The organism is Corynebacterium sp. HMSC073D01, from assembly GCF_001815555.1.
GTDB classification, from domain to species: Bacteria; Actinomycetota; Actinomycetes; order Mycobacteriales; family Mycobacteriaceae; genus Corynebacterium; species Corynebacterium glucuronolyticum.
Genome location: NZ_KV821025.1, coordinates 189,382 through 212,407, shown reverse-complemented (window position 1 = coordinate 212,407; position 23,026 = coordinate 189,382). Strand labels below are relative to the sequence as shown.

The 23,026-nt window shown below is 58.0% G+C and carries 19 protein-coding genes and 1 pseudogene; 3 read left to right on the top strand and 17 right to left on the bottom strand.

Annotated features, from left to right (window positions below; translation table 11 throughout):
* Positions 1–226 precede the first annotated feature (226 nt).
* The 3 genes from rpsO to HMPREF3044_RS02950 form a co-directional block, all read right to left on the bottom strand.
* Positions 227–496 (bottom strand): 30S ribosomal protein S15, encoded by a 270-nt coding sequence (rpsO, locus tag HMPREF3044_RS02960; RefSeq protein ID WP_005389675.1) that lies wholly within the window; start codon positions 494–496, stop codon positions 227–229.
* A 141-nt stretch (positions 497–637) separates the two neighbouring features.
* Positions 638–1,576 carry a nucleoside hydrolase gene (locus HMPREF3044_RS02955; protein WP_070739206.1) on the bottom strand — a complete coding sequence of 313 codons (939 nt, stop codon included), beginning with the start codon at positions 1,574–1,576 and terminating at the stop codon, positions 638–640.
* A complete protein-coding gene (locus HMPREF3044_RS02950) occupies positions 1,576–2,586 on the bottom strand; it encodes a bifunctional riboflavin kinase/FAD synthetase (RefSeq protein WP_070739204.1) in 1,011 nt (336 codons plus the stop codon). The genes HMPREF3044_RS02955 and HMPREF3044_RS02950 overlap by 1 nt, the downstream gene beginning before the upstream one ends.
* Before the next feature lie 45 nt (positions 2,587–2,631).
* On the opposite strand from HMPREF3044_RS02950, the gene truB reads away from it, so the two are divergent.
* Entirely contained in the window at positions 2,632–3,519 is an 888-nt protein-coding gene (gene truB / locus HMPREF3044_RS02945) for a tRNA pseudouridine(55) synthase TruB (protein ID WP_005389666.1), read from the top strand.
* 18 nt (positions 3,520–3,537) lie between these two features.
* Here the strand turns inward: truB and HMPREF3044_RS02940 are convergent, their stop codons facing one another.
* The 13 genes and pseudogenes from HMPREF3044_RS02940 to HMPREF3044_RS02885 all read right to left on the bottom strand — a co-directional run bounded on the left by HMPREF3044_RS02940 (position 3,538) and on the right by HMPREF3044_RS02885 (position 18,112).
* Positions 3,538–4,191, bottom strand: a complete 654-nt coding sequence (locus HMPREF3044_RS02940; RefSeq protein ID WP_005389665.1) for a 4'-phosphopantetheinyl transferase family protein — start codon at positions 4,189–4,191, stop codon at positions 3,538–3,540.
* Positions 4,184–5,014 (bottom strand): metallophosphoesterase family protein, encoded by an 831-nt coding sequence (locus HMPREF3044_RS02935; protein WP_005395697.1) that lies wholly within the window; start codon positions 5,012–5,014, stop codon positions 4,184–4,186. The genes HMPREF3044_RS02940 and HMPREF3044_RS02935 overlap by 8 nt, the downstream gene beginning before the upstream one ends.
* Positions 5,015–5,066: 52 nt before the next feature.
* Positions 5,067–6,392 (bottom strand): MATE family efflux transporter, encoded by a 1,326-nt coding sequence (locus HMPREF3044_RS02930; RefSeq protein WP_070739202.1) that lies wholly within the window; start codon positions 6,390–6,392, stop codon positions 5,067–5,069.
* A gap of 467 nt (positions 6,393–6,859) precedes the next feature.
* A complete protein-coding gene (locus tag HMPREF3044_RS02925) occupies positions 6,860–7,525 on the bottom strand; it encodes a hypothetical protein (RefSeq protein WP_005389662.1) in 666 nt (221 codons plus the stop codon).
* Positions 7,526–7,549: 24 nt separating this feature from the next.
* The gene (locus tag HMPREF3044_RS02920; RefSeq protein ID WP_246820856.1) at positions 7,550–9,436 is read right to left on the bottom strand and encodes an LGFP repeat-containing protein; all 1,887 of its coding nucleotides are present in this window, start codon (positions 9,434–9,436) and stop codon (positions 7,550–7,552) included.
* 245 nt (positions 9,437–9,681) lie between these two features.
* On the bottom strand, positions 9,682–10,665 hold the full coding sequence (locus tag HMPREF3044_RS02915; RefSeq protein ID WP_070739197.1) for a DHH family phosphoesterase: 984 nt from the start codon (positions 10,663–10,665) through the stop codon (positions 9,682–9,684).
* A gap of 23 nt (positions 10,666–10,688) precedes the next feature.
* Positions 10,689–11,111 carry a 30S ribosome-binding factor RbfA gene (gene rbfA / locus HMPREF3044_RS02910; protein ID WP_034989479.1) on the bottom strand — a complete coding sequence of 141 codons (423 nt, stop codon included), beginning with the start codon at positions 11,109–11,111 and terminating at the stop codon, positions 10,689–10,691.
* Between the two features lie 56 nt (positions 11,112–11,167).
* Positions 11,168–11,737 carry an MMPL family transporter gene (locus tag HMPREF3044_RS13325; protein WP_246820860.1) on the bottom strand — a complete coding sequence of 190 codons (570 nt, stop codon included), beginning with the start codon at positions 11,735–11,737 and terminating at the stop codon, positions 11,168–11,170.
* 330 nt (positions 11,738–12,067) lie between these two features.
* Positions 12,068–12,640, bottom strand: a pseudogene (locus HMPREF3044_RS13320) (MMPL family transporter); the annotation flags it as partial.
* Between the two features lie 29 nt (positions 12,641–12,669).
* Positions 12,670–15,573: a translation initiation factor IF-2 gene (infB, locus tag HMPREF3044_RS02895; protein ID WP_070739192.1), complete on the bottom strand. Its 2,904-nt coding sequence runs from the start codon at positions 15,571–15,573 to the stop codon at positions 12,670–12,672.
* Between the two features lie 141 nt (positions 15,574–15,714).
* Positions 15,715–16,065, bottom strand: coding sequence for a YlxR family protein (locus HMPREF3044_RS12510; protein WP_081446510.1), 351 nt, complete (start codon positions 16,063–16,065; stop codon positions 15,715–15,717).
* A 350-nt stretch (positions 16,066–16,415) separates the two neighbouring features.
* Entirely contained in the window at positions 16,416–17,408 is a 993-nt protein-coding gene (nusA, locus tag HMPREF3044_RS02890) for a transcription termination factor NusA (RefSeq protein WP_196793926.1), read from the bottom strand.
* A 161-nt stretch (positions 17,409–17,569) separates the two neighbouring features.
* Positions 17,570–18,112 carry an LSm family protein gene (locus tag HMPREF3044_RS02885; RefSeq protein ID WP_070739190.1) on the bottom strand — a complete coding sequence of 181 codons (543 nt, stop codon included), beginning with the start codon at positions 18,110–18,112 and terminating at the stop codon, positions 17,570–17,572.
* A 175-nt stretch (positions 18,113–18,287) separates the two neighbouring features.
* On the opposite strand from HMPREF3044_RS02885, the gene HMPREF3044_RS02880 reads away from it, so the two are divergent.
* Positions 18,288–19,325: a DUF4439 domain-containing protein gene (locus tag HMPREF3044_RS02880; protein ID WP_070739188.1), complete on the top strand. Its 1,038-nt coding sequence runs from the start codon at positions 18,288–18,290 to the stop codon at positions 19,323–19,325.
* A gap of 359 nt (positions 19,326–19,684) precedes the next feature.
* Complete coding sequence (locus tag HMPREF3044_RS02875; RefSeq protein ID WP_070739186.1) at positions 19,685–20,521, top strand: FadR/GntR family transcriptional regulator; 837 nt, start codon at positions 19,685–19,687, stop codon at positions 20,519–20,521.
* 707 nt (positions 20,522–21,228) lie between these two features.
* Here HMPREF3044_RS02875 and HMPREF3044_RS02870 read toward each other — a convergent pair.
* Complete coding sequence (locus HMPREF3044_RS02870; RefSeq protein ID WP_005389646.1) at positions 21,229–22,995, bottom strand: proline--tRNA ligase; 1,767 nt, start codon at positions 22,993–22,995, stop codon at positions 21,229–21,231.
* Positions 22,996–23,026 lie beyond the last annotated feature (31 nt).

Here is a 23,026-nt window from a genome sequence, read left to right as displayed (position 1 = left end):
CTGACCTTGTACGCCGCAGGTTTTACGCCGATGGACTCAACAAACTTTATGCCCACGGACACCAAAGTGCACGAGCAGAGGGATCGGAAGATACTAGCAACGGCGCAGATCGACATGTTGCTGGGTAAGTCAGACAGTACTCGCCACGGTTGCGTCCGCAATCTATGTTGCTTACTCACACAAAAAAATGCGCTAGGAAAACCTAGCGCATTGTTCTTTGAAGCTCTTAGCGGCGGAGGCCGAGACGTGCGATGAGGTCACGGTAACGGTCGATGTCGCGGGAAGCCAGGTACTTGAGCAGGCCCTTGCGGCGACCAACGAGGAGCATGAGGCCACGACGCGAGTGGTGATCGTGACGGTGGGTGCGCAGGTGCTCGGTCAGCTGGGTGATGCGACGCGTCAGCAGCGCAACCTGAGCCTCGGGCGAACCGGTGTCGGTCTCGTGCAGACCGAATTCCTTGAGGATTTCCTTCTTCTCTTCTGAAGACAGTGCCATGGGTTAAACTCCCTAATATTTCAGTTCCGCATGATAGTTCACGTTTCCGTGTGCTCATCTGCTGCGGACCGCAGACAAACACGAACCTTCGACATGGTAGTCGTTAAGCAACGCGCAAGGCAAATCAGCTCTGTTCTTCGGTTATTTTTCGCCGAACAGGCGCAGCGTGCGCGCCATGAGCTCCCCCACGAAGCGGTCCGCGTCCACACTCACCGCGACGTGGGTGTTCTTCACCGGATCGGAAAGCCGCGCCTCGTCACCGATGGTACGCCCGCCGAGATCCACCTTGAGGTTGGTATTAAGTGATGTCACCAGCGTGGGGTCGAGCGCCACTGCCACGGCCAGCGGGTCGTGCAGCCCGCAGCCGCCCAAATCCGGGGACGTGGTGGCGTAGGCGCCGATGTAGTAGTCCACCATGTCCGCGTACGTTGCTGCCGCAACCATACCGAGGTCGCGCCACCGGCGCGTTTGCGCGCCGGTAAGGAGAGTCTGCAACGTGACATCGAGCCCCACCATCGTCACGTTCTCTCCGTGGCGGAAAACGTAATCGGCGGCATCCGGATCCTGGGAAATGTTCGCCTCGGCCACCGCGCTCACATTGCCGGGGACGGTAAGCGCCCCGCCCATGAGCACAATGCGGGCGCGGGCGACCTGTGGGTGGCGTTTCATCGCCTCCGCGATGGTGGTGAGAGCACCGGTGGGGACGATGGTGAGCTCCTGCCCGCACCGACGCACCTGGTCCGCGATGAACGCGATCGCCTTCTCCCCGTCCGCGGGTTCCTCCGGCACTGCTGCACCAATATCCACCCCGCCCACTCCGTTGTCGCCGTGGATGAACCTGGAGGCATCCGTGCGTACAAACTCTCGCTTACCCCACGGATGACCAATACCCGGGAACACCGGGATTCCCGGCGCGCCGAGGATCCCCAGCAGCCGGCGGGAATTGGCCACGCCCTGCTCCACCGTCACGTTGCCGTACGTGCCTGTGACGCCGATGAGCTCGGCGTCGGGCGAGCCGAGCGCGTACGCGATGGCGAGGGCATCGTCGATGCCGGTGTCGAGGTCGCAGATGAGTTTCACTAGTTGATCTCTTTCAGGTGCTCCACCGGTGTGTCCGCGTCCGCGAGAATCTCGCGTGCCTTGGCCACGTCGCGGTCCATGTGCGTGAGCAGCTCGTCTACGCTGGAGAATTTCTCCATCCCGCGGATGAAGTCGATGAACTCCACGCGACAGTACCGGCCGTAGAGGTCGGCGTGCTCGTCCAACACGAAGGATTCCACGGAGCGCCTCTCGTCGCCGAAGGTAGGGTTGCTGCCCACGGACACGGCCGTCATGTACCGCACCCCCAGCTTCATCGTGCCCTCGATGGGAGCTGTGGAAGGGGCCTCGTCGAGCACGGTGAAGAAGCCTGCGTACACGCCGTCGGCGGGGATGGCTACGTCGGGGCCGAAGTACATGTTTGCCGTGGGGTAGCCGAGTTCCGCCCCGCCGCGGCCGGCGCCACGGACAACAAGCGAGCGGACGGTGAACGGACGGCCAAGCGCCCAGTTTACCTTTCTGATGTCACCCAAAAGCAGTGCCTTGCGGATCATCGTGGAGCAAATCCGTTCCCCGTGGTCTTTGAGGAGCTCCACCACGTCCACTTCCACGCCGTACTTCTCCCCCAGTTTTTGCAGGGTCTCCGTAGTGCCAGCAGCCTTATGGCCGAAGGTGAAGTTCTCTCCCACGAGAACAGCGGCGGCATGAATCTTGTCCTGCAGCACGTGTTCGAAAAAGTCCTCCGGCTCGAGGCGGGACAGCGCCCGGTCGAACTGCAGGGCGACGATGTGGTCCACGCCCAGTTCGTCTGCCCGGCGCGCCCGCTGCTCCACGGTGCCGAGGATCGGCGGCATGGCCTGGGGGCGGATGACGGCGAGCGGGTGCGGATCAAAGGTGATCATGACGCACGGCAGCCCAAGTTCGTGTGCTTTCTCCACGGCACGACAGATGAGCTTTTGGTGCCCCCTGTGGACGCCGTCGAACACTCCGATGGTGACTACTGTTTTCCCGATGTCGTGGGGGAACTCGTCTAATCCTGGCCAGATATTCACCCCTTAGACAGTACTGCGTTATCTTGTTCCGTATATTTTGGGGGTATGACCGATGAGAAGAGATTAGGCGGGCTTGTGTTGGTGGATAAGCCCAGGGGGATGACCTCACACAGCGTGGTTGGGGCGATTCGCCGATACTTTGGCACGAAAAAGGTGGGACACGCAGGCACGCTCGACCCGATGGCCACTGGCCTGCTTGTAGTCGGTGTGGAGCGCGGCACGAAGTTCCTCGCGCACCTGGTGGCGGAGACCAAGACGTACGAGGCGACGATTCGACTGGGTCAGGAGACTACCACAGAGGATGCCGACGGTGAGATCACCCGCGAGGTGGATGCTTCTCACGTCACCGATGCCGATATCGCTCGCGAGGTGGAAAAGCTCACAGGCGACATCATGCAGCGCCCCAGTTCGGTCAGCGCCATCAAAATTAACGGCAAGCGTGCCCACCAGCTCGTGCGCGAGGGCGAGAAGGTGGAGATCCCGCCCCGCCCGGTGACGATTCACTCGTTTGAGGTGACTGGCCGCGAGGGCACCGATCTGCGGGTGCGCGTCCACTGTTCTTCCGGTACGTACATCCGCGCACTAGCCCGCGATCTGGGTCACGGTCTCGGGGTGGGAGCGCACCTAATTGCTTTACGACGTTTAAACGTCGGCCCCTTCGACATCTCCCGGTCCCACCCCCTCGCCCACTTTGAGGATCATCCGGAGCTAAGCCTGACCCTCGACGAGGCCCTCCAGGCCTGCTACCCCACTCTCCACGTAACCGACGACGAGGCGCAGGCGCTCAGCGAGGGAAAATGGCTTTCGCCCCGAGGTTTACAAGGCGTCCACTCAGCGGTCGCGCCCGATGGCCGCTCCATCGCGCTTATCAAGGAGCAGGGCAAGCGCCTTTCCACTGTCTTTGTGGCACGCCCGTCGACGCTCGGACTGTAGCTGTAACCTCAGCTGCAGCTATTCCACCGCAGTGGAGGCGATGATGTATCCGTGACGACACACCCACCGGCCCTCGATTGCGGGTAAGGGGGTGGGGCGTGCCAAAAGAACCGAGGTAAACGTCCCATCGGCGCGGAGGAGCACGCTCGCCTCATCAAAACCCAACCAGCGATGGGTGAGCGGAAACCACGCCTTGTACGTGGCTTCTTTGGCGCAGAACATGAGCCGATCCGCAAACGGAACCGTGCTTTTGAGCTCCTCTATGCATTTCAGCTCAGGTCCAAACGCAATGGATTCCACTATTTTGGGAGGCAGTGGCTCGGCGGGCTCCGCATCAAGCCCCATCGAGCGAACGAGGAGGCGGGGAGCAACCACCGCCGCCCGCAGTCCCACGGTGTGCGTGAGCGAACCCGACACCGAGGACGCCCACAGTGGCATTCCCCTGTCTCCGCGGAGAATAGGCTGGCCCGTATCGCGATTCATCTCTTTCAACGCCCTGTGCGCGCACCACCGCGCATCACCGAATTCGGCCTTCCTGGAATTCACCGCGTGTGATACGAGCGCTCGCTCAAGCGGGTGAAGGCGGTTGTAGTTGGTGAGATCCTGCTCCTGAGGATCCGTGAACATGTAGGCGTAATGGGCCGACGGCGGGAACAACAGCGGATCAAGCATCTCCGTCCACCTCCAGCACCGGGTATGGCCAGGGGCGAATTCCTCGGTCTTTTTGTTGTGACCATTCACGAGGGTAGCCGAGGGACACCTCAATGTGCGGAATGCCGTCCACCACGGTCGTACTCGGAATATGCAAGTGTCCGTAGATGCACGCGGAGGCTTGGTACCGGGCGGGCCACGTCCGGGTATGGCGCGTCCCACACCACAACTGCAGTTCTCTATACTTCAATCGCTCGCACGGTTCAATAGTGAGGGGCCAGTGATTGATAAGGATCGTCTTGCCCTCCACCTTGGACAACCGTTTGATCGAATACGCCAACCGATCCCAGCACCATCCTCGAATATCCACAAACGGGGCGATGGCAAACTCGTCGGTCATCACCAGTTCCCTATCGTGTGCTGACTGAATAGCCTGTTCCACAGTCATCCCGGGAAACCGGAAAGTGTAATCATAAAGGGTAAATAGCGGCACAATTGTGTGCCCGCCGAAAACCGGGTACGGGTCTTCCGGGGTGAGGACATCGATATCCCGGCATCCTTGAACCAATTCCTCGTACTTTTGACGGCCGGTGAAGGGGTCCTTGCTGCGGCAGTACAACTCGTGATTTCCTGGCACCCAGATAACGGTCTCAAACTTGGCACGCAGTGTGCGTAATACATCAATAATGAGCCCCGTACGCTCCGCAACATCACCTGCAACGATGAGCCAATCGGCGGGATTGTCCGCGCTGATCATCTCGATGGGGTCGCGGTTCGCCTTCACCGCAGCGTGAAGGTCGGACACTGCCCACAGTGTCTTTTTAACTCTCCGCGACGACGTCATGAAGGCCGACCTCTCTAACTACATTGAAAGTTATTTACCCTATCGTACGTCTTTATTTGGCCCACCTCATGGACCGGAACCGCCAGATGACGCCAACCATCCTAATGAGGATGAACATTCCCAGGCCAAGCCATACAGCGGGTAGTCCACCGTTGAGGTAATAGGCCAGAACCAACCCGGGGAGAAATCCCACCGCCACCCCGGCGATATTGAGGTTTCGCAGATACCCGGCGTCGGCAGCACCGAGAAGCACCCCATCAAGACCGAAAACCAGTCCTGCGCACAGTATCATCACCACGAAGATCAGCCACACCGCATGCATTTCATGGTGAACCTCCGTGGCAGGCGTAAAGATGCGCGGGATGAGGGAGTACCCCGAAGCAATAATCGCTGCAAGCCCCACGCCGAAGAGCCCGGAGTACCGGGCCACCTTTTCTCCCACCGATCGTGCGTAGCTGATGTTTTTGGTTCCAAGCGCTGCTCCCACAAGAGTCTGAGCAGCAATGGCAAGCGAATCCAAAACCAGACCAAGGAAGTTCCACAGCTGGATGAGCACCTGGTGCGCGGCGAGCGACGCCGTCCCAAAACGGGCGGCCACCGCCGCCGCCGAAATAAAAGCAATCTGGAATGCCAGCGACCTGGCGATAAGGTCGCGGCCGAGCACCAGCTGCTCCTTCATCACGCTGGGTTGTGGCTTCCACGACCCCTTGTGGCTATAGAGGAGATAGCCAACGAAAAAGACGCTGGTGATCGTCTGCCCGGCGAGGTTCGACCATGCGGAACCGACAATGCCCATCCGGTCTACTAAGAACGGCACGGATATCGCCGATGGGATAACTCCCATGAGCGTGAAGTAGAACGGGGTGCGAGTGTTCTGGATGCCTCTAAGCCAGCCATTTCCAGCCATGGTCATGAGAATCATGGGGATGCCGAGACTTGCTACCCTAAGCCAGATAGTTGCCTCGCTCGCAACACCAGGGTCATTGGAAAGCCACAGAGCAAGCCATGGCGCAGTGATCCACACGAACAAACAGATGGCGATTCCCACGAAAAGCGCCACCCACGTGGCCTGCACCCCCTCAGCTATTGCGCCCTTTTCATCCCCGGCACCAAACTTGCGGGATGCTCGCGCCGTCGTGCCGTAGCTCAAGAAGGTGAGGTTGGTGGTCAGCTGCGATTGGATCGTCGTCGCCGCGCCGAGCGCTGCCAAGTCAACGGCACCGAGCCTGCCCACCACCGCAGTATCCAACAACAAATACAGTGGCGACGCCGCCAACACCCCCAGCGCCGGCAATGCCAGCTTGAGGATCGTGCCAAAGGTCACCTTGGAAAGGTCTCCCTCTACCTGCTTCGCATTCGCCACAGAAAAACGCTCCATCACAACGGGAAAATATCAACTATTGCAGTGTACGTAATCGATGTCACGACGCGAAAAACCACAGCGGGCTGACAGACCTCTACCGTTTAGTTCTGTTCACATGAAAATGGCTAGCTGGTAGACCCGTGATGCCGCACGCGCGGGTGTCGCGCGCTGGATTGAAGTGGTCTACAACCGTCGCCGGCGGCATTGCGCACTCGGGATGCTCAGCCCCGTCGACTTCGAGCACCGCATCACCCAGACCACCAACTATGAAGAAACAGCTGCCTAACTATAAGGTAGCTCCACTACGTGCCCACCATTTGCGGGCAACCCCATACCTGGCTACCGAGCAGTACATGGTTGTACGTGCTCTCGTCGACATAGGTGACGACCAATTACTACTGTGGCAGACTCTAAAACCAAAACTACCAAACAACGACGAGAATGAGTCGACCTTTCCCGGGACTCCGTCACATTCCTCAATGTTAGAAGGACCAGCGGTAGTTTGCTATTTTATGTTCTGGCTTTCGGAGGTCATGTCGCTCGTCGATGTGAAGCATGGTCCACACGCCATCGATGTCAGAACCGTAGTGGCGGGCGAGGAGCACCGCCATCGAAAATTCCGTGTCAATAACAGCTTCTTTCCACATGCAATATTTAAGCATCTCCTCTTCAGAATAACTTACAACTCTGATGTAACGGCCTCGCTCTAGCGGTTTTCCTGCACGCGTAAACGAGCGTGGGTAGTGTGCGTATGGTGGGACCTGATGGCGCTCACCCCAGAACTCTGGGTATCCTTGGAAGTACAATAACACAGTTGGCCACCCGCAGCCGGACGTGAGTTGGGCACGGTGAATAAGTTGATTGTTGCGAACCTCCGGTCCGATGTGGTCGATCTCTTCGCCGTCGCGGAAGTAGATGTGCTCGGACTGGGCGGGATAGGAATGTACACGGTAGGTCGTGTAGTTAGTGAACGGTCCTTGTTCGTCCGTAGTGCCGTCAGGATAGTTCATGCAATCGAAAATGATCTCCGTCGACGTGTTGTGCGTCATGAGGCTGTTCAGCACTCCAGAGGAGCACAGGTCTGTTACCTCTTCAAACTGAGTGAGCTCCTGATTTTCACAGAAGTCATTCCACAACGGACTATCCATTTTCGGTCTCTTTTCTAACCAAGCCTAGGTGTGATCGTCAACAGGATTGGTAAAAACACAGAGGTTCCCATAGAAAGTGTACTGGGGGCATTCGAATCGACCAATCGCAAACCTATACCCGCCAAAACTAGCTTCGTAACCCCATTCGGAGACTTTAAGGCTAATGCCATCTACCTCCGTAAAATACGTACCAGGTTTTTGGGGAATGTCGTACGGACTATGGCTTGCATTATTTGGACCAGGCTGGGTAACCGTACTGGTTGTCTTGGCATTTGTCGAGTCTGGGCGAGCACGACGATCTTGCCTAAGTCGGGTATCAACATGGAATACGAAGCTTGGTAAAGCCAAGGTAATGACATTCGTTGACACTTCTCCATGCCTTCGTTGAGTCAACTTATCGGTAACCTTCCACGCGAAATCTCGCGACCATTTCGGTTCTACAGGAGAAACCAGTGATACTGGTTTGGTTTCCCCAATACAAAACTCGATCGTTTTACTAACTCTATAATCTGAGTAGCGATATGGCCCACCAATCAGACCAGAATCATACACATCACATTCGACTCCGACGGGCCCCGCCGCCCCTCGTGCAGCTCGCGAATTAGCGGCCGACAAGCTCTTAGCTACGTCTTCTACTGTCGGCATTCCAAAATAGTCGGTGCCATTCACACTAAATGAAATCCCACGATTTGAGCACATGTACTGCACTCCATCCAGAATTGCGTATTGTGCTGCAATTCGAGTAACAGCATGGAAGCATGAGAACGGTTGCCAGAAGACATTGGGGTCCGCATAAAGCACCCCGCCCTCGAATTGTTGCTGCTGAGCTCCCTGATCGTTGATGAACATATCACCGACAGGGTACCCATAACCACTAGCTTCGTAGCCTTGGGCGGACCAAGAAGCCAGTATCCCACCTCTAACTGCATGCGCTCCCGCCGTAGGTGTCCAGTAGATCATTCCCCCCTGAAAGACGTTATAGCGCCCAACTCCATCCGGAGTAGTCAATTCATCACTGATTGGATACCCAAGTTCGCTTTTTTGAGCTCCCATGGATTGCCACTTATCGTAGATCGCACCCTGGATGCTAGCCTGCGATACAGGCACCGCATTGTGGGTATAGACGTGTCCGCCCTGGAAGTCCTGTTTAAACCACTGGTCCCCTAGAGTCATGTCGCTAGTGATAGGGTAGCCAAGAAAGCCCTGTTCCCAGCCATGGCGCTGCCATACTTTAGAGACGGGAATGCTGACACTTTGCGCCCCGGTGTCGGGGTGCCAGTAGATGAATCCGTTAACAAATTCCGAACGCTTTCCTACGCCATCCGGGTTGGTCAGCTCGTTAGACTTAGGCAAGTTAAGGAAACTTGTCGGCCCTCCGATCTGGTCGTACTTGGTTTTTATAGCCCCACAGACCTCAAACCAGGATGGCCAATAAACACTGCAGCCTGTCGCAGTTCGCAGGCTAGAAACAGCGTCCGATTGCAGATAGGCCTCAGTCGTTTCTGCCTTGTCGGCGTCGGCCTTGGTGAAATCCTCCGGAACCGTCTCGTGGTCAGAGCGCATCTGCCCTTCAGCTATCGTCTCTTTCGGATCGTCCGTGGGATGCCACTCCTCCAGGCCTTGTGGGGCGAGATTATCCTCAGATACCTGATTAACCTGGTAGGATTCGGCACCAGGCGGTGTGGGAAAGCCCCACTCTGCAAAGGGGCCACTGATGCCTGCGGCCGGATAACTAATATCACTTTCGTGGACCGATAGTTCATCGACTGAGATTTTGTGCTCCGTGGCACCGCTATTCAAAGATGAACTCCCTAAATGCGAGGAAGATTGAGCATAAGCTGGCGATCCAAAAGAGGCGACGAGAACTAAACTCGAGATCGTTGCAGCCAGCCAGATTACTGTTTTAGACATAGTTACCCTGTCGATAAAGCTGTCAGAAATACGCTAACTGCATGTAAAATATAGCACATTAATTTATAACACTTCGGTCGGGGACCCTCGTGTGCTGGACATGGGTTAATAATCTGTAGGGCTGGGAAGTCCGGAGCTTGATAGAAGCAAATACGAGAATATGAGCTCTGCCATGGACCTCATCATGCCGTATTCAGACCTGTTTAATGGTTAGCCTTAGGTATCACTAGCCTTCTGTCCGTGAGCTACTGCACGTTCTTGCCAATTTCCTCGACCACCTGAACAAGGTGGCGGGCGAGATCGTCGGCGGTGCCGGTATCGGAGTAGCCGGCGGCGGGCTTGTGGCCACCACCGCCAAGAGCCTGGGCGTACTCGGCCACGTCGAGGGTGCGCGAGCGCAGGCTCACCGTCCACTCCCCCGGGTGCTGCTCCTTGAACACGCAACCCATATCCGTATCGTCGGTGGCGCGGACGAAATTGATGAGAGACTCAATGGTGGACTTCGGTCGGCCCTCGATCATCTCGTGGGTAGCCGTAAGCGACGCGATCCTAATCCCACCGGCATCGAACACCTGCAGCTTGGACAGGATCTCCCCGTTAAAGCGGAGGTCCTGGGTGGTGATGCGGTCGACAAGCTCGTAGGCAATGGCCTGCTGATCGATCCCCGTCTTCACAAGTTCAGCAGCCACGGCGTGCATCTGCGGGCCGCCCCACCGGAAGCTGCCGGTATCCGTAAGCACGCCGGCGTACAGGCTATGGGCGATGTCCTTGGTGAGTTCCACTCCAAGGGGGGCGATGAAGTAGTACAACATGACCGCGGTGGCCTCGGCCTCCGGGATGACGAAGTTCTTGTACCCAAACTCGGTGTTAGAGGCGTGGTGATCGATCACCACGGTCTTATCCAGTGCCGCGATCTCTTCCTGCAGCGCACCCGTGCGGTCGAGGGAGGAGCAATCCACGGTGATGCACGCGGCGACGTCCTGTGGGAAGCTCGTCACGGTGCGCACGTCCTCGGCACCGGGGATGGTGTACAAGTCCTCGGAGAAGCGCTCCTCCTGGCCGATGAAGCCGTGAGCATTGACACCCTTTTGCCGGAGCATTGCGACAAGAGCGGTGACGGAACCGATGGCATCGCCATCGGGGCGCACGTGACCGACAACGGCGACCGAAGAAGCGTCGACAAGCCTATCGAGTTCCTGAGCGAACTGCTCGGCAAAAGCGGTGTACATAATTTTCTCCTTACCACAACGGGTTACTTGTACGGATTTTCCTCACCAGCGGGGGTCTTCCCCTCGGCAAGCTTGCGCACCTCCTCGTCGCGCGCGCGGGCGCGGGCCAGGAGATCTTCCATGTGTGCGCGGGATTCTGGAACCGTGTCCAGTTCGAACGAAAGGGTCGGGGTGAACCTGACAGAGAGTTGGTCACCGACAATTTTGCGGAGACGACCCTTCCAGCGGTTAAGAGACTCGGCAGCCGCAGCGTAATCGGGCTCTTCATCGAGTGTCTTACCACGTACAGTGTAGTACACCGTGGCATCATGCAAGTCACCAGTGAGTGAGCAATCGGTCACAGTGATGTACTCCAGATGCCAGTCCTTAATCTCGTGCTCGAGTGCGGTGGCGACGATCGTTTGGATCCGCTTTGCCATCCTGCCGGCACGTACCTTGTCAGCCATAAAATCCTCCTTAAACTTTTTCCGCGCCTTCGATCCTACTTGGCCACCAGAACTTGTCACCGAGAAGGATGACAAGGGCGGGGATGAGGATCGTCCGAATCACCCAACACACCAACAAAAATCACGATGCCGACCTGGGGTAATACGACGAGCGGGAGAACACCGAGCGCCGCAAACACGCTCGCCAGAAAGATACCCGCAGACGTGATCACCCCACCCCTAGAGGCCAGCGCTGTAATTATTCCGTCGCGAGTCCCCTCGTGCACAGCTTCCTGACGTGCACGAGTGACAAGGAAGATGGAGTAGTCAATGCCACGGGCGACGAGGAACACGAACGCATAGAGAGGGGTTTCCGAGGCAAACCTGTCAAAGCCGAAAACGCCCGTTGAAATCCACCAGCCGAGCCCAAGGGCTGCGACGTTTGTGGCGACTACGGATGCCACCATGATTGCCGGGGCGACGAGGAAACGGAGCGCGACAGCGAGGGCAACGAAGACCAGCGCCAAGATGACGGGGAAAATCAACCGACGGTCAGCCTGCGCGTACGTTTCTGCGTCGATAAGCTGCGCGTTCTGGCCTCCAACAAGAGACTCGGTGCCCGCAACCTGCGTGCGCAACGTCTCCACGTCTGAGCCGGTGACATCGGCAAGGAACCAGCCATCCACCTCGCCTGCCGGTGTCACCTCTCCGGAAATGGACTCGAGGATCTCTGGATCCTTTGTGGCAACAACCTCCGGCGTGGCGGACTGGTCAGGGAACTTTTCCGAAAGCGTCTCTGCTGCCGAAATCGACTCAGACGTATCGATGAACTGATCAGGCTGGTTCAAGCCGGTTGGGATCGGAATGAGCCCCAGGCAGCAGATGGCGATAAGCACGCCGACCACGGTGGCTGTGATTCCCGGCCGCGTGCGGACCACGGAACCCACTTTCTCCCACACTCCGTGGTTGGGTGTCTCCCCCACAACAGGCTGCCTCGGCCAGAAAACCCACCGCCCAAACATGACAAGGATTCCGGGAAGCACGAACATGGCGAAAATGAATGCGACGATGATCCCCACCGCAGAGGCGAGTCCCAGGCCCCGTGCCGAGGCAACGGTGGAAAGGAGCAAACAGGCAACACCGATGACGACGGTAAGTGCCGAGGCAGCAACAGTTTTCACCGTCGGCAATCATGCCGCCGCCATTGCCTCGTAGCGATCCTCGTGACGCAGCAGCTCATCCCTGTACCGCGAGATCAGCAGCAGGGCGTAGTTTGTGCCAGCACCAAAGACGAGCGCACTCAAAATTCCGGCGGTGGACTCGTCCCACACTATGCCGAGGGGGCCGAGCACCCAGGTGAAAACCGTCGCCGCGAGGCGGTCACCAATGCCGATCACCAGCAGCGGGATGATCCACAGGATCGGAGACTTGTAGGTGACGATGAGTAGGAGCGCCACAATGATGCCTGTCACCGACAGCAGAAGGAAACTCGCGCCTTCAAATACGAGCGCGAGATCCCCTAAATCTTCACACCTAGGAGCGAAGCCCATTCGGTGCTCCACCCCTAGGAGCAAAGCGACTAGGTGCGCGGTACCTCGACCATCTCGTACACCTGAATCTGGTCGCCGACAGCGATGTCCGGGTAGCTGAGAACCATACCGCACTCGTAGCCGGCTGCGACCTCGGTCGCATCGTCCTTGCCACGCCGCAGGGAGTCGATGGTCGCCTTCTCCGCGATGACGTTGCCGTCGCGGGTGAGGCGGGCGGTCGCATTCCTGCGCACCTTGCCGGTTTCCACCATGCAGCCTGCGATGAGGCCGACAGCCGATGCCTTGAAGAGCTGGCGGATCTCGGCAGTACCGATTTCCTTCTCCTCATAGATCGGCTTGAGCATGCCCTTGAGAGCGGACTCCACCTCGTTGATGGCATCGTAGATAACCGTGTAGTAGCGGATATCCACACCTTCTTGGTGTGCGAGCTCCGTCGCCTTACCCTCTGCGCGGACGTTGAAGCCAATGATGATGGCATCAGACGCAGCGGCCAGGGTGACGTTGGTCTCGGTGACAGCACCGACACCACGGTCGATGATGTTGAGCTCGACCTCGTCGTCCACCTCGATGTTGAGGAGCGAATCCTCGAGGGCTTCCACGGAACCTGCGTTGTCGCCCTTGAGGATGAGGTTGAGCTGCTGTGTCTCCTTCAACACGGCATCCAGATCCTCGAGCGAGATGCGCTTCTTCCGCTTCGCCTGCAGGGCGTTGCGCTTGCGCGCGTTGCGCTGGTTGGCGATCTGGCGAGCAACGCGGTCATCTTCGACCACGAGCAGAGAATCACCGGCACCAGGAACACTGTCGAGGCCCTGGACCTGTACGGGGCGGGACGGGAGGGCTTCCTCCACGTCGTTGCCGTACTCATCGAGCATGCGACGGACGCGTCCGTGTGCATCGCCGACGACGATGGAATCGCCCACACGGAGGGTACCGCGCTGAACGAGAATTGTGGCAACAGGGCCACGACCACGGTCGAGGTGAGCCTCAATGGCAACACCCTGTGCGTCCATCTCCGGGTTGGCGAACAGTTCGAGCTGCAGATCTGCGGTCAACACGATCGCTTCCAGCAAGGCATCGATGTTGATGTTCTGCTTAGCGGAAATATCGACAAACTGCGTGTCTCCGCCGTATTCCTCCGGAACGAGGCCGTATTCGGTGAGCTGTCCACGGATCTTCTCCGGGGATGCGCCTTCCTTATCGATCTTGTTCACGGCCACCACAATCGGGATGTCCGCAGCCTTGGCGTGGTTAATCGCTTCCACCGTCTGGGGCATAACGCCGTCATCAGCGGCGACAACCAGAACGGCGATATCCGTGGACTTCGCGCCACGTGCACGCATAGCGGTGAACGCCTCGTGGCCTGGGGTGTCCAGGAAGGTGATCTTGCGAGGCTTGTCTTCCACCTCAACCTCAACCTGGTACGCGCCGATACCCTGCGTAATGCCACCGGCCTCGCCGGAGCCCACGTTGGAGTGGCGGATCGTATCCAGCAGGCGGGTTTTACCGTGATCGACGTGGCCCATGACGGACACGACGGCCGGGCGGCGCTCGAGGTCATCCTCGTCGCCCTCGTCCTCACCGAACTGAAGGTCGAAGCTCTCCAGGAGTTCGCGATCCTCATCCTCGGGGGACACAACCTCAACCTTGAAGTTCATTTCCTCGCCAAGCAGCTGCAGCGTCTCGTCCGAAACGGATGCCGTTGCGGTTACCATTTCGCCGAGGTTGAACAGAGCCTGAACAAGCTGCGAGGCCTCGGTGTTGATCTTGTCTGCGAAATCTGCAAGCGATGCACCGCGTGCGAGGCGGATGGTCTGGCCCTTGCCGTCAGGTAGCTTGACGCCGCCAACGACCTTCGGTGCCTTCATTGCCTCGTATTCTTGGCGCTTCTGACGCTTCGACTTGCGTCCCTTGCGGGGTGCGCCACCCGGACGTCCGAATGCACCTGCGGTACCGCCGCGACGTCCGCCGCGACCACCACGTGGTGCGCCGAAACCGCCGTTGTTGTGTCCGCCACGGCCGCGACCGCCACGGCCTCCACGGCTTTCCTTGGATGTGGCGGAATGGCTCGGCATCTGGCCCGGACTCGGGTGTGTCGGCATCTGTGCCGGCGACGGACGCTTCGATCCGTGGCTTGCGCCGGTTGACCTGCCGGGTGCTGCACTCCTGTGACCGCCTCGGTTTCCACCGGGGCGGGGGCTCCCGCCACGACCAGACTGACCACTGCCAGATCCGGGCCGCCCTCCGCGGTTTCCACCGGGACGCGGCGGGCGACTGGATGAGCTGCTCGTGGAAAATGGGTTGTTTGCAACACGCGGTGCCCCGCCACGCGGGCGCGGTGGCATACCCGGCTTCGGGCCGGGCTTCGGCGTTGACTTGTCATTACCTGCGTGTGCTTCCGCAGACTTGTGTGCTGCGGTTGCAGGGGTGGGCTTCGGTGCACCTGGCTTTGGTGCAGGCTTGGTCTTTTTCTCCCCGTGTGCCGCCTTCGCAGCCTTGGCTGGGCTCGGAGCCTTTTCTCCCGGCTTCGGGCCAGGCTTTGCTGCAGAAGCAGTCTTGCTGGAAGAATTCTTCGGCTTCGGCGCTGCCGCCGTTTCCTCGGCGACACGTGCCGGTGAGGGGTGCGCCTTAGCCGGAGACGGCTTTGCACCCGGCTTCGGGGCAGGCTTCGCCGCCGATGGCTTGGCCGTAGACGGCCTTGTGGCAGTTGTCTTCTTTGCGGCATCAGCCGGTTTTGTGGCCTTTGTGGGCTTCTTCGGCTCTTCAGCTTCGCCATGCGATGCGTAAAACTCGCGCATCTTGCGAATTACCGGTGGCTGGATTGTTGACGATGCCGTCTTTACAAACTCGCCTTGCTCCTTCAGCGTGGCGAGCAATTCCTTGCTTGTTACCCCGAGCTCTTTCGCGAGCTCGTGGACACGTAGCTTTCCGGGCACTGTACTCCTTGTATATCTGGTTAGGTCACGAGTAGCCCACAGAATTGGCACCACCGTGTGAGAGGTGGCCCGAAAAGCCAAGTCGTGCGACTACCGTGACATGGTCTGGACTTTCATCGCTGATGCTTCATCGTGTGCTCATCAGTTACTAGGGTCTTTCCTTGTCGTAGTCATACCGCGGTCTGCGGAGGATTCTCGGTTGTTTATCCCCGCAGGTGCGGCTTGCGCGCGCGAGATGTACTCACGCACCGGTGAGGAATCTGGATTCCTCTTCATCCTTAACGCCCGGCGAAACGCCTGACGCTTTTCTGCTATCTCATAGGCCTCCACTGTCGGGGTCAGCCATGCGCCTCGCCCTGGAAGCCTTCGCTGCGGGTCCGGAATCACGCGATTAGATGCATCCGTATCCGCAACAACACGAAGTAGTGAGGTGTCAGGTTGAACCCGACGAGTGGCGATGCAGGTTCGGAATCGGTTGCGTGGAGAGGTCACTGGACAGTCAGCACTTGTTGTTTTCCGTGCTTTCTCAGTTCCCACCTGCGACACAACACCTCCGAACACTCTTAGCCACTGGCATTACTTCCACAAAAGAACTCGTGGTCACTGGTGTGAACAACGAGCCTTTAGACATGTTACGCCACCTGCGCCGATTTTGTGAAAATAACGGCGCAGGTGGCGTCCTTTCAGATGTTCTGCTACCCAGTCCCCTGCGCGTTCGGACCGATCGTGCAGGCGATCAGGAGAATCCGCCCCACTGGAGGCATTGCATCTTGCCGTGGACGTGCCGCTTGCTGATATCCCACCGAGGTGGATGCTGCTCGTCCGGAAGATGGTGCGTCGGATTAGGACTCGTCGGAACGAATGTCGATCTTCCAGCCGGTCAGTCGTGCAGCAAGACGGGCGTTCTGCCCCTCTTTGCCGATTGCCAGGGACAGCTGATAATCCGGCACGGTGACGCGAGCAATCTGGTTCTCCTCATCGAGAACCTCCACTCCAACGACTTTAGAGGGAGCGAGCGCATTGCCAACGTAGGTGGCGGGATTCTCGTCGTAATCGATGATGTCGATCTTCTCACCGCGGAGCTCTCGCATGACATTGTTCACGCGCTGTCCCTTCGGACCAATGCAGGCACCCTTCGCGTTGACGCCCTTCGTGGTGGCGTGGACGGCAATCTTAGACCGGTGCCCCGCCTCGCGAGCAATGCCCACGATTTCCACGTCGCCGGACTCCACCTCAGGAACTTCGAGTTCGAAGAGCCGACGAACCAGTTCCGGGTGCGTGCGAGAAAGGGAAATTTGCAGGGAACCCCGCCCCTTGCCTACGCCAACGATGTAGCACTTCACACGGTCACCGTGCTTCAGGTTTTCTCCGGGAATTTGCTCACCGGGCAGCAGAATACCGTCCTGCCCCTGAAGCTCCGTTCCGAGCCGAACCACAGCAATCCCCCGCTCATTCGCGCGGGCATCAGCCTGAACGACACCTGACACGCACTTGCCTTCGAGCCCCGCATATTCGTCAAAGTCTCGGTCGGTTTTCACCTCACGCAGACGCCGGTAGACAGCATCTCGAACCACACTCGCGCCAAGTCGGCCAAAGTCTTCGGGAGTTTCATCTTGTTCAGAAATAATCTCCCCGTCCTCATCACGTTCAATGGCGAACACAGTGACTGCTCCCGAGTCAGGGTCGATCTCGACGCGCGCGCTGGACTCGTCCTCAAGGTGGTGTGCCTGCAGATACGCACTGTGCAACCCCTGGGCGATGGTGGTGAGAAGGTCTTCGACGGAGATTCCCTTCTCTTTCTCCAGTACGCGGAGCGCGGACATGTCAATATTCACTTGTTTTACCTCTTGTGTAGTTGATGGCGTGAATGGATAGCTCGTGTACACATTATCGCAGTAGGACTTTCCCCGTACCAGCAGCCGATTGAAAATCGACTGTCGAAACGGGGGCAGCTAGGGCAGCAACTGCTGACACAGTGGCTGGTTTTTCCCACGTATTACTCCTCAAATGGTTCTTGCGAAAGAGCGGCCTCATTTTTTGGCGCGCCGTTAAACTCAATTTCTACCACGGCTCGCTTAACATCGTGTAACGCGACGATTGTCTTCTTGGCTTTCTTGTTTCCCTTCGTGCCCCCGGAGTAAATGAGGACTACTCGGTCTTCTTCCGGGCTCAGGGCACCGATGCGGTAGGTTGCAGGCTCCTGCCCTTTGAGGGTAACTGTAACAGCGCGACCACGGTTGCGCGCCCACTGGTACGGCCGGGTCAGTGGCTCATCGATACCTGGAGTGGAAACCTCAAGGTTGTAACCAGCCCCGAAGGACAACTCTTTGGAGGCCTCCTTCTCATCAAAAACCTGTGACAGGGCCGTTGAGAATTCTCCTACAGCATCAATATCTGGATCCGACTCGGAATCGACGATGACCGTAACGGTGGAATGTGGGCCTGCTTCAACTGTTTTTACGCGAAGGGGAAACAGACCCCAAGGGCGACCGGTTTCGGTTGCAATATCGAGCAAAGTCTTTTCTGATGGAAGTGCCATGTTCTAAATGGTACCGGTTACCGCATAAAACGCGGAACGGTTACACTTTTTCATCGTGCTTACAACTCCGGCTGAACACTCGACTACACCACAGAATCCTCTACTGCGGGGGACTTTTCATCCGCGTTTCTTCCAACGGGCGCGGAAGTTAACGTCGCTTTTAACAGCGTCTGTCGTGCTTGCTGGCGCGACGGGGGGCTGCAGTGCATTCCAGGGCCCGCAGCCCGATCGCACACTCGTTGGACTCGAGCACAATGCAGTGGCGATCGCTGGTTCAGAGGAGCTATCGGACGCGCAAGCTCAGGTGTGGAGAGACCAAGCTGCGACGTTGCACGCTGAAGCTGAACGGCTGTGCGGGATGACGAAGGACGGTTCGCTTCCCCCTAGTTGTGTTTACTCCATCGATCCTGTTTCAGGGCAGATCGACGCTCAGTCCCAACGCACACTAAAAACTCTCACCCCCGGTGACAAGGACGGGGACGCTGCCTCAAGCGAGTACACCATCGATCCTGAGTCTTGTGCGGCATCCTCTTCGGGGCCCCGCGTCGCAGGAAAACGCGCAGCTACGTTAGAGACTGTACTGGATGCGATGATCGCCTCGCTATCTGAGGCCGACAAGACTAGTCAGCCACTCATCGCCGACCAGTACGTCGCAGCCAGCCTGGCTGCTCCCCAGATCCCTAGCCTTGACCTCACAGCCGAGGGAGAAAACGACCTTGTCACCCATATCCTCAACCAGCTTCCTACAGCACGTGGCTGTGATGCGGACTTCTCTGCAAATCTCAGCCAGGCCGATAAGCAAGCTGTTGAGGAATCACTTGGTTGGCAGGAGGCATCCCAGTACGGCCTAACCACGGCAGCTGCTTACGCAGATCCTACAATTGGGAACCTCATGGTGGCGGCATCAAAGGAACACGGTTTAGTTGAGCACGCCTTGCAGACTCTCGTCCCGCAGGCTTCTACTGCATCTGCTCCTGGATATGCCACCCCGACAGTTACACCGACCGATCCCACGAGCGCACTGCAATACGCTGTCTTGGACGGAGTCCAGTCCACCCGCATGTGGCGTGAACTAGCTGCGCGAGCGGAAGACCCTGCGTGGCGAGAGTTCTGTGTACGCGCTGCCGGCCAGGCCGCTCTCCGGAGTCTTCCTCTGGTTCAAGCTGCTGGGCTCAGTGTGGAGGACGCGGGGCTGGTTGAAACCCACCCCTAGGCCACGCCGGTGAGCTAGAACAACCCACAGCCAACGACACCCGGTAACTAAAGACATTCCGGTGATCCAAACCAACGGCCTCCGGCGTCTCAAACCAGCGGCACCCTGTTGGCACAGACCAACGGCATCCCGGTAATCCAAACCAACGGTACCCCGCTGGCGCAAAACTCCCGCTAGCTGAAAGCGCTTCGTTGGCTAATAGGGGTTTCCTGTCCTATATTTGAATCATGTATGGGCACGGGTTCGTAGGCACTTCCTACTGCCGTTTCCGGCATAGCGTATGTGCCTTTGTTGACCTCTGACGAAAGCATGGTGTACGTATTCGAAACCCGCCCTCCCACTACAAGGAGAGTTCCCTGATGACAACGACACCCGATTGGTCTGCGGCTAACCGCCGCACGAGCACGCCTTCCCGCACTCAGCAGGTGCGGACAACGATTACCGATTACATCGTGCGCGAAGGTCTGAAAACTGGCAAGCCTATTCCACCCGAGTCAAAACTCATGGAACTTACCGGCGCCTCCCGGTCTGCTGTACGCGAAGCCCTCAAGGTTATGGAAGCACTGGGATTCGTCACCATCAAGCGCGGTGCCGGTACCTTCGTCAACGACATCACTCTAGAGGCCCTGACGACCCAGCTCATCTTCGCATCCCAACGAGATGCAAAGAACGGTTATTCCGTGCTCAAGGATGTGGTGAAGCTTCGCTCAGTCTTGGAAACGAGTCTCATGCGTCTTGCGTGCCACGCGGAAGAGCAAAATATTGATGAGCTTCGAATCATCATCGCTCGTATGGAGGCAGAGCAGCGAGCTGGCTATGTCACCACGGACACGGACAGGGAATTCCACGTCACTTTGTTCAAGGACTTGGGCAACGCACTGTATGCTCCACTCATCGCTGCGCTTTTCGACGCCTACATCCGCGTTCCCTTCGAGTCCACCATCCGTAAGCAAAAGTTTGCTAACGCGGAGCTTCACAAAGCGATGGTCGACGCTCTCGAGGCGCGCGACGAGGAGGCCTGTGTCGCCGCCGTGAACGCCCACTTCGATCCGATCATCGCGCACCTGTCCACGTACCGCCCTGCTGATGATGAGGACGGAGCAGATATCTCCCAGATCAACACAAATGAACCCGAAAGCCCAATGGCCACCGAGGATGCACCTGCAACCGATTCGCCAGAGGCCACCCACGATTAATCCCTGCTCGATTAATCCCCGCTCAGTGGACACTCTGACCCCTACTACCTCCCCAGCTGCTCCTGTTACTTGCATCGACAGTCGGCCTTAAGGAGTGAGGAAAGAGGTCAGCGCGGGGACAGAAGTTCCCTCATCTGACGCGAAAGGCGCTGCCACCTTGTGCGCTAGCGCTCGTTCCAACGATTAAGCCCGTTAACGGCAACGCACGACGTGCTCTGTTTTTCCGGTTTATGCCATAATTTCCGGGTTGTGCCATAATTTTCCGGTTTTGTATGAGGAAGCCCCAACTCTCCGTATCGTTCCGACGAGGATTTGATCAGAGGGTTAGGGCTTTTCTTTGCTTGCAGTGGCTTCTCCCTATGCCCTACGAGCGTGGCCCATAATGCGTGCCATTGAGGCGCTAATTTGTTATGTGCCAGCTAGGTCCAAAAAGTCTCGAGACTCCGTGTCCAACAACTACTGGGACATAACATGTGCCAGCTAGGTTAGAGCGTGATGCCCGGGTTTGCGCGCAAAAATCGCCCTTCGGCTTCTCTGAGGTGCAGGCCACCAATTGATTGGCACGTGCCACCATTCAAGAAGCACGTGCCGCCAATCAGAAGCACATGCCTGCTCTGAGGCTCGTGCGTTAACCGGCTCACAGCAGGCATCCGGCCAAGGTGGCTAAAACGAAGCCACACTGCATATTGATATTGCCGATTAGGACGCTAGTGCGCTAACGCCTCGCGCACAGTCGTGACAATGTGCTCGAGGGCACCGTCAACGGGGATAGTGGAGGTCTCGCCGGCACGAACACGGAACTCAATCTCCCCATCCTTAAACGCACGGCCGAGAACCACAGTGTAGGGAATGCCGAGGAGTTCCGCGTCCTTGAACTTCACGCCGGGGCTTACCTTCGGGCGATCATCGAACAGCACTTCAATGCCTGCAGCATCGAGATCAGCGACAAGTTTCTCTGCTGCGTCCTGTGCTTCCTTATCCTTGTTGGCCACGACAACGTGAACATGATACGGAGCAACACATGCGGGCCACACAAGACCCTTATCGTCGTAGCTCTGCTCGACGATGACGGCCATTGCGCGGGACACACCGATGCCGTAAGAGCCCATCGTCGGTACGCTGCGCTTGCCATTTTCATCCAGAATTTGCACATCCATCGCCGTGGTGTATTTGCGGCCAAGCTGGAAAATGTGACCAATTTCAATACCACGCTGGAGCGTCAAAGTACCTGTACCGTTCGGTGCCGGGTCACCCTCACGAACCTCAGCAGCCTCAATCGAACCGTCTACGGTGAAGTCACGGCCAGCCACAGCACCGACCATGTGGTGCTCGTGTTCATCGGCACCAATGATCCAGGACGTTCCCTCCGCGACACGGGGATCAGCAAGCACGGTAAGACCCTGCTTATTGAATGAACGTGGGCCAACATAACCCTTCACGAGGAAGGAGGTCTCCTTGAAGTCCTCGTCACTTGCGAGCTCCACGGTGGAAGGTTCGAGAGATGCCTCGAGGCGACCCATGTCTACCTCGCGGTCGCCAGGGACGAGAATGGCGGTCAGTTCAGGATCCGCACCGGGCTTGGCTACCTTAACAACGATGCACTTGAGCGTATCCGCTGCGGTGATGTCCGTGCCCTCGATGGTGATACCCTTGCTATTTGCCCACTCGACCAGCGCCTCGATTGTCTCGGCCTGTGGGGTTCCGTGTAGTTCTGCCTCGGGCTGTCCCTCAATCGGGCGAGGTTCAGCAGCTGGGGTCACGACGGCTTCTACGTTGGCCGCATAGGTCTTGTCGCTCGACTGGACAAACGTGTCCTCACCGTTTTCACTGACTGCAAGGAATTCCTCCGAGGCGGATCCGCCCATGGCCCCAGAAGTAGCCTTGCAGATGACGTAGTCAAGACCGAGGCGGTTAAAGATGTTCTGGTACGCCTGGCGATGATTCTGGTAGGACTCGTCCAGTCCCTCGTCGTCCATATTGAAGGAGTAAGAATCCTTCATCACGAATTCGCGACCACGGAGAATACCCGCGCGAGGGCGCTCCTCGTCCCTGTATTTCGTCTGGATCTGGTATAGGAGTACGGGGAAATCCTTGTAGGAAGAGTACATGTCCTTCACCACCTGGGTGAACATTTCCTCATGGGTCGGACCGAGGAGCATGTCATTGCCCTTGCGATCCTTGAGGCGGAACAGCGAGTTGCCGTACTCCGTCCAGCGCTGGGTGAGCTCGTAGGGCTCGCGAGGAAGGAGCGCCGGGAACCGCAGTTCCTGGCCCCCGATCGCATTCATTTCCTCGCGGACGATGTTCTCAATCTTGCGCAACACGCGGAGGCCGAGCGGCAGCCAGGTGTACACGCCGGGGGCTACACGCCGAATGTAGCCTGCGCGAACGAGAAGCTTGTGGGACGGTACTTCCGCGTCTGCGGGATCCTCACGCAGAGTGCGGAGAAAGAGAGTGGACAAACGAGTAATCATGGGTATAGACCTTACCCCTACGCCGCGAGGT

Coding starts and splice junctions, on each gene's coding strand:
- HMPREF3044_RS02915 (WP_070739197.1), bottom strand. CDS start 10,665: ATGTACACCGCTTTTGCCGAGCAGTTCGCTCAGGAACTCGATAGGCTT.
- HMPREF3044_RS02870 (WP_005389646.1), bottom strand. CDS start 22,995: ATGATTACTCGTTTGTCCACTCTCTTTCTCCGCACTCTGCGTGAGGAT.
- HMPREF3044_RS02885 (WP_070739190.1), bottom strand. CDS start 18,112: ATGGCACTTCCATCAGAAAAGACTTTGCTCGATATTGCAACCGAAACC.
- HMPREF3044_RS02925 (WP_005389662.1), bottom strand. CDS start 7,525: ATGGATAGTCCGTTGTGGAATGACTTCTGTGAAAATCAGGAGCTCACT.
- HMPREF3044_RS02875 (WP_070739186.1), top strand. CDS start 19,685: ATGACAACGACACCCGATTGGTCTGCGGCTAACCGCCGCACGAGCACG.
- HMPREF3044_RS02935 (WP_005395697.1), bottom strand. CDS start 5,014: ATGACGTCGTCGCGGAGAGTTAAAAAGACACTGTGGGCAGTGTCCGAC.
- rpsO (WP_005389675.1), bottom strand. CDS start 496: ATGGCACTGTCTTCAGAAGAGAAGAAGGAAATCCTCAAGGAATTCGGT.
- rbfA (WP_034989479.1), bottom strand. CDS start 11,111: ATGGCTGACAAGGTACGTGCCGGCAGGATGGCAAAGCGGATCCAAACG.
- HMPREF3044_RS02920 (WP_246820856.1), bottom strand. CDS start 9,436: ATGTCTAAAACAGTAATCTGGCTGGCTGCAACGATCTCGAGTTTAGTT.
- HMPREF3044_RS02930 (WP_070739202.1), bottom strand. CDS start 6,392: ATGGAGCGTTTTTCTGTGGCGAATGCGAAGCAGGTAGAGGGAGACCTT.
- HMPREF3044_RS02940 (WP_005389665.1), bottom strand. CDS start 4,191: ATGCTTGATCCGCTGTTGTTCCCGCCGTCGGCCCATTACGCCTACATG.
- truB (WP_005389666.1), top strand. CDS start 2,632: ATGACCGATGAGAAGAGATTAGGCGGGCTTGTGTTGGTGGATAAGCCC.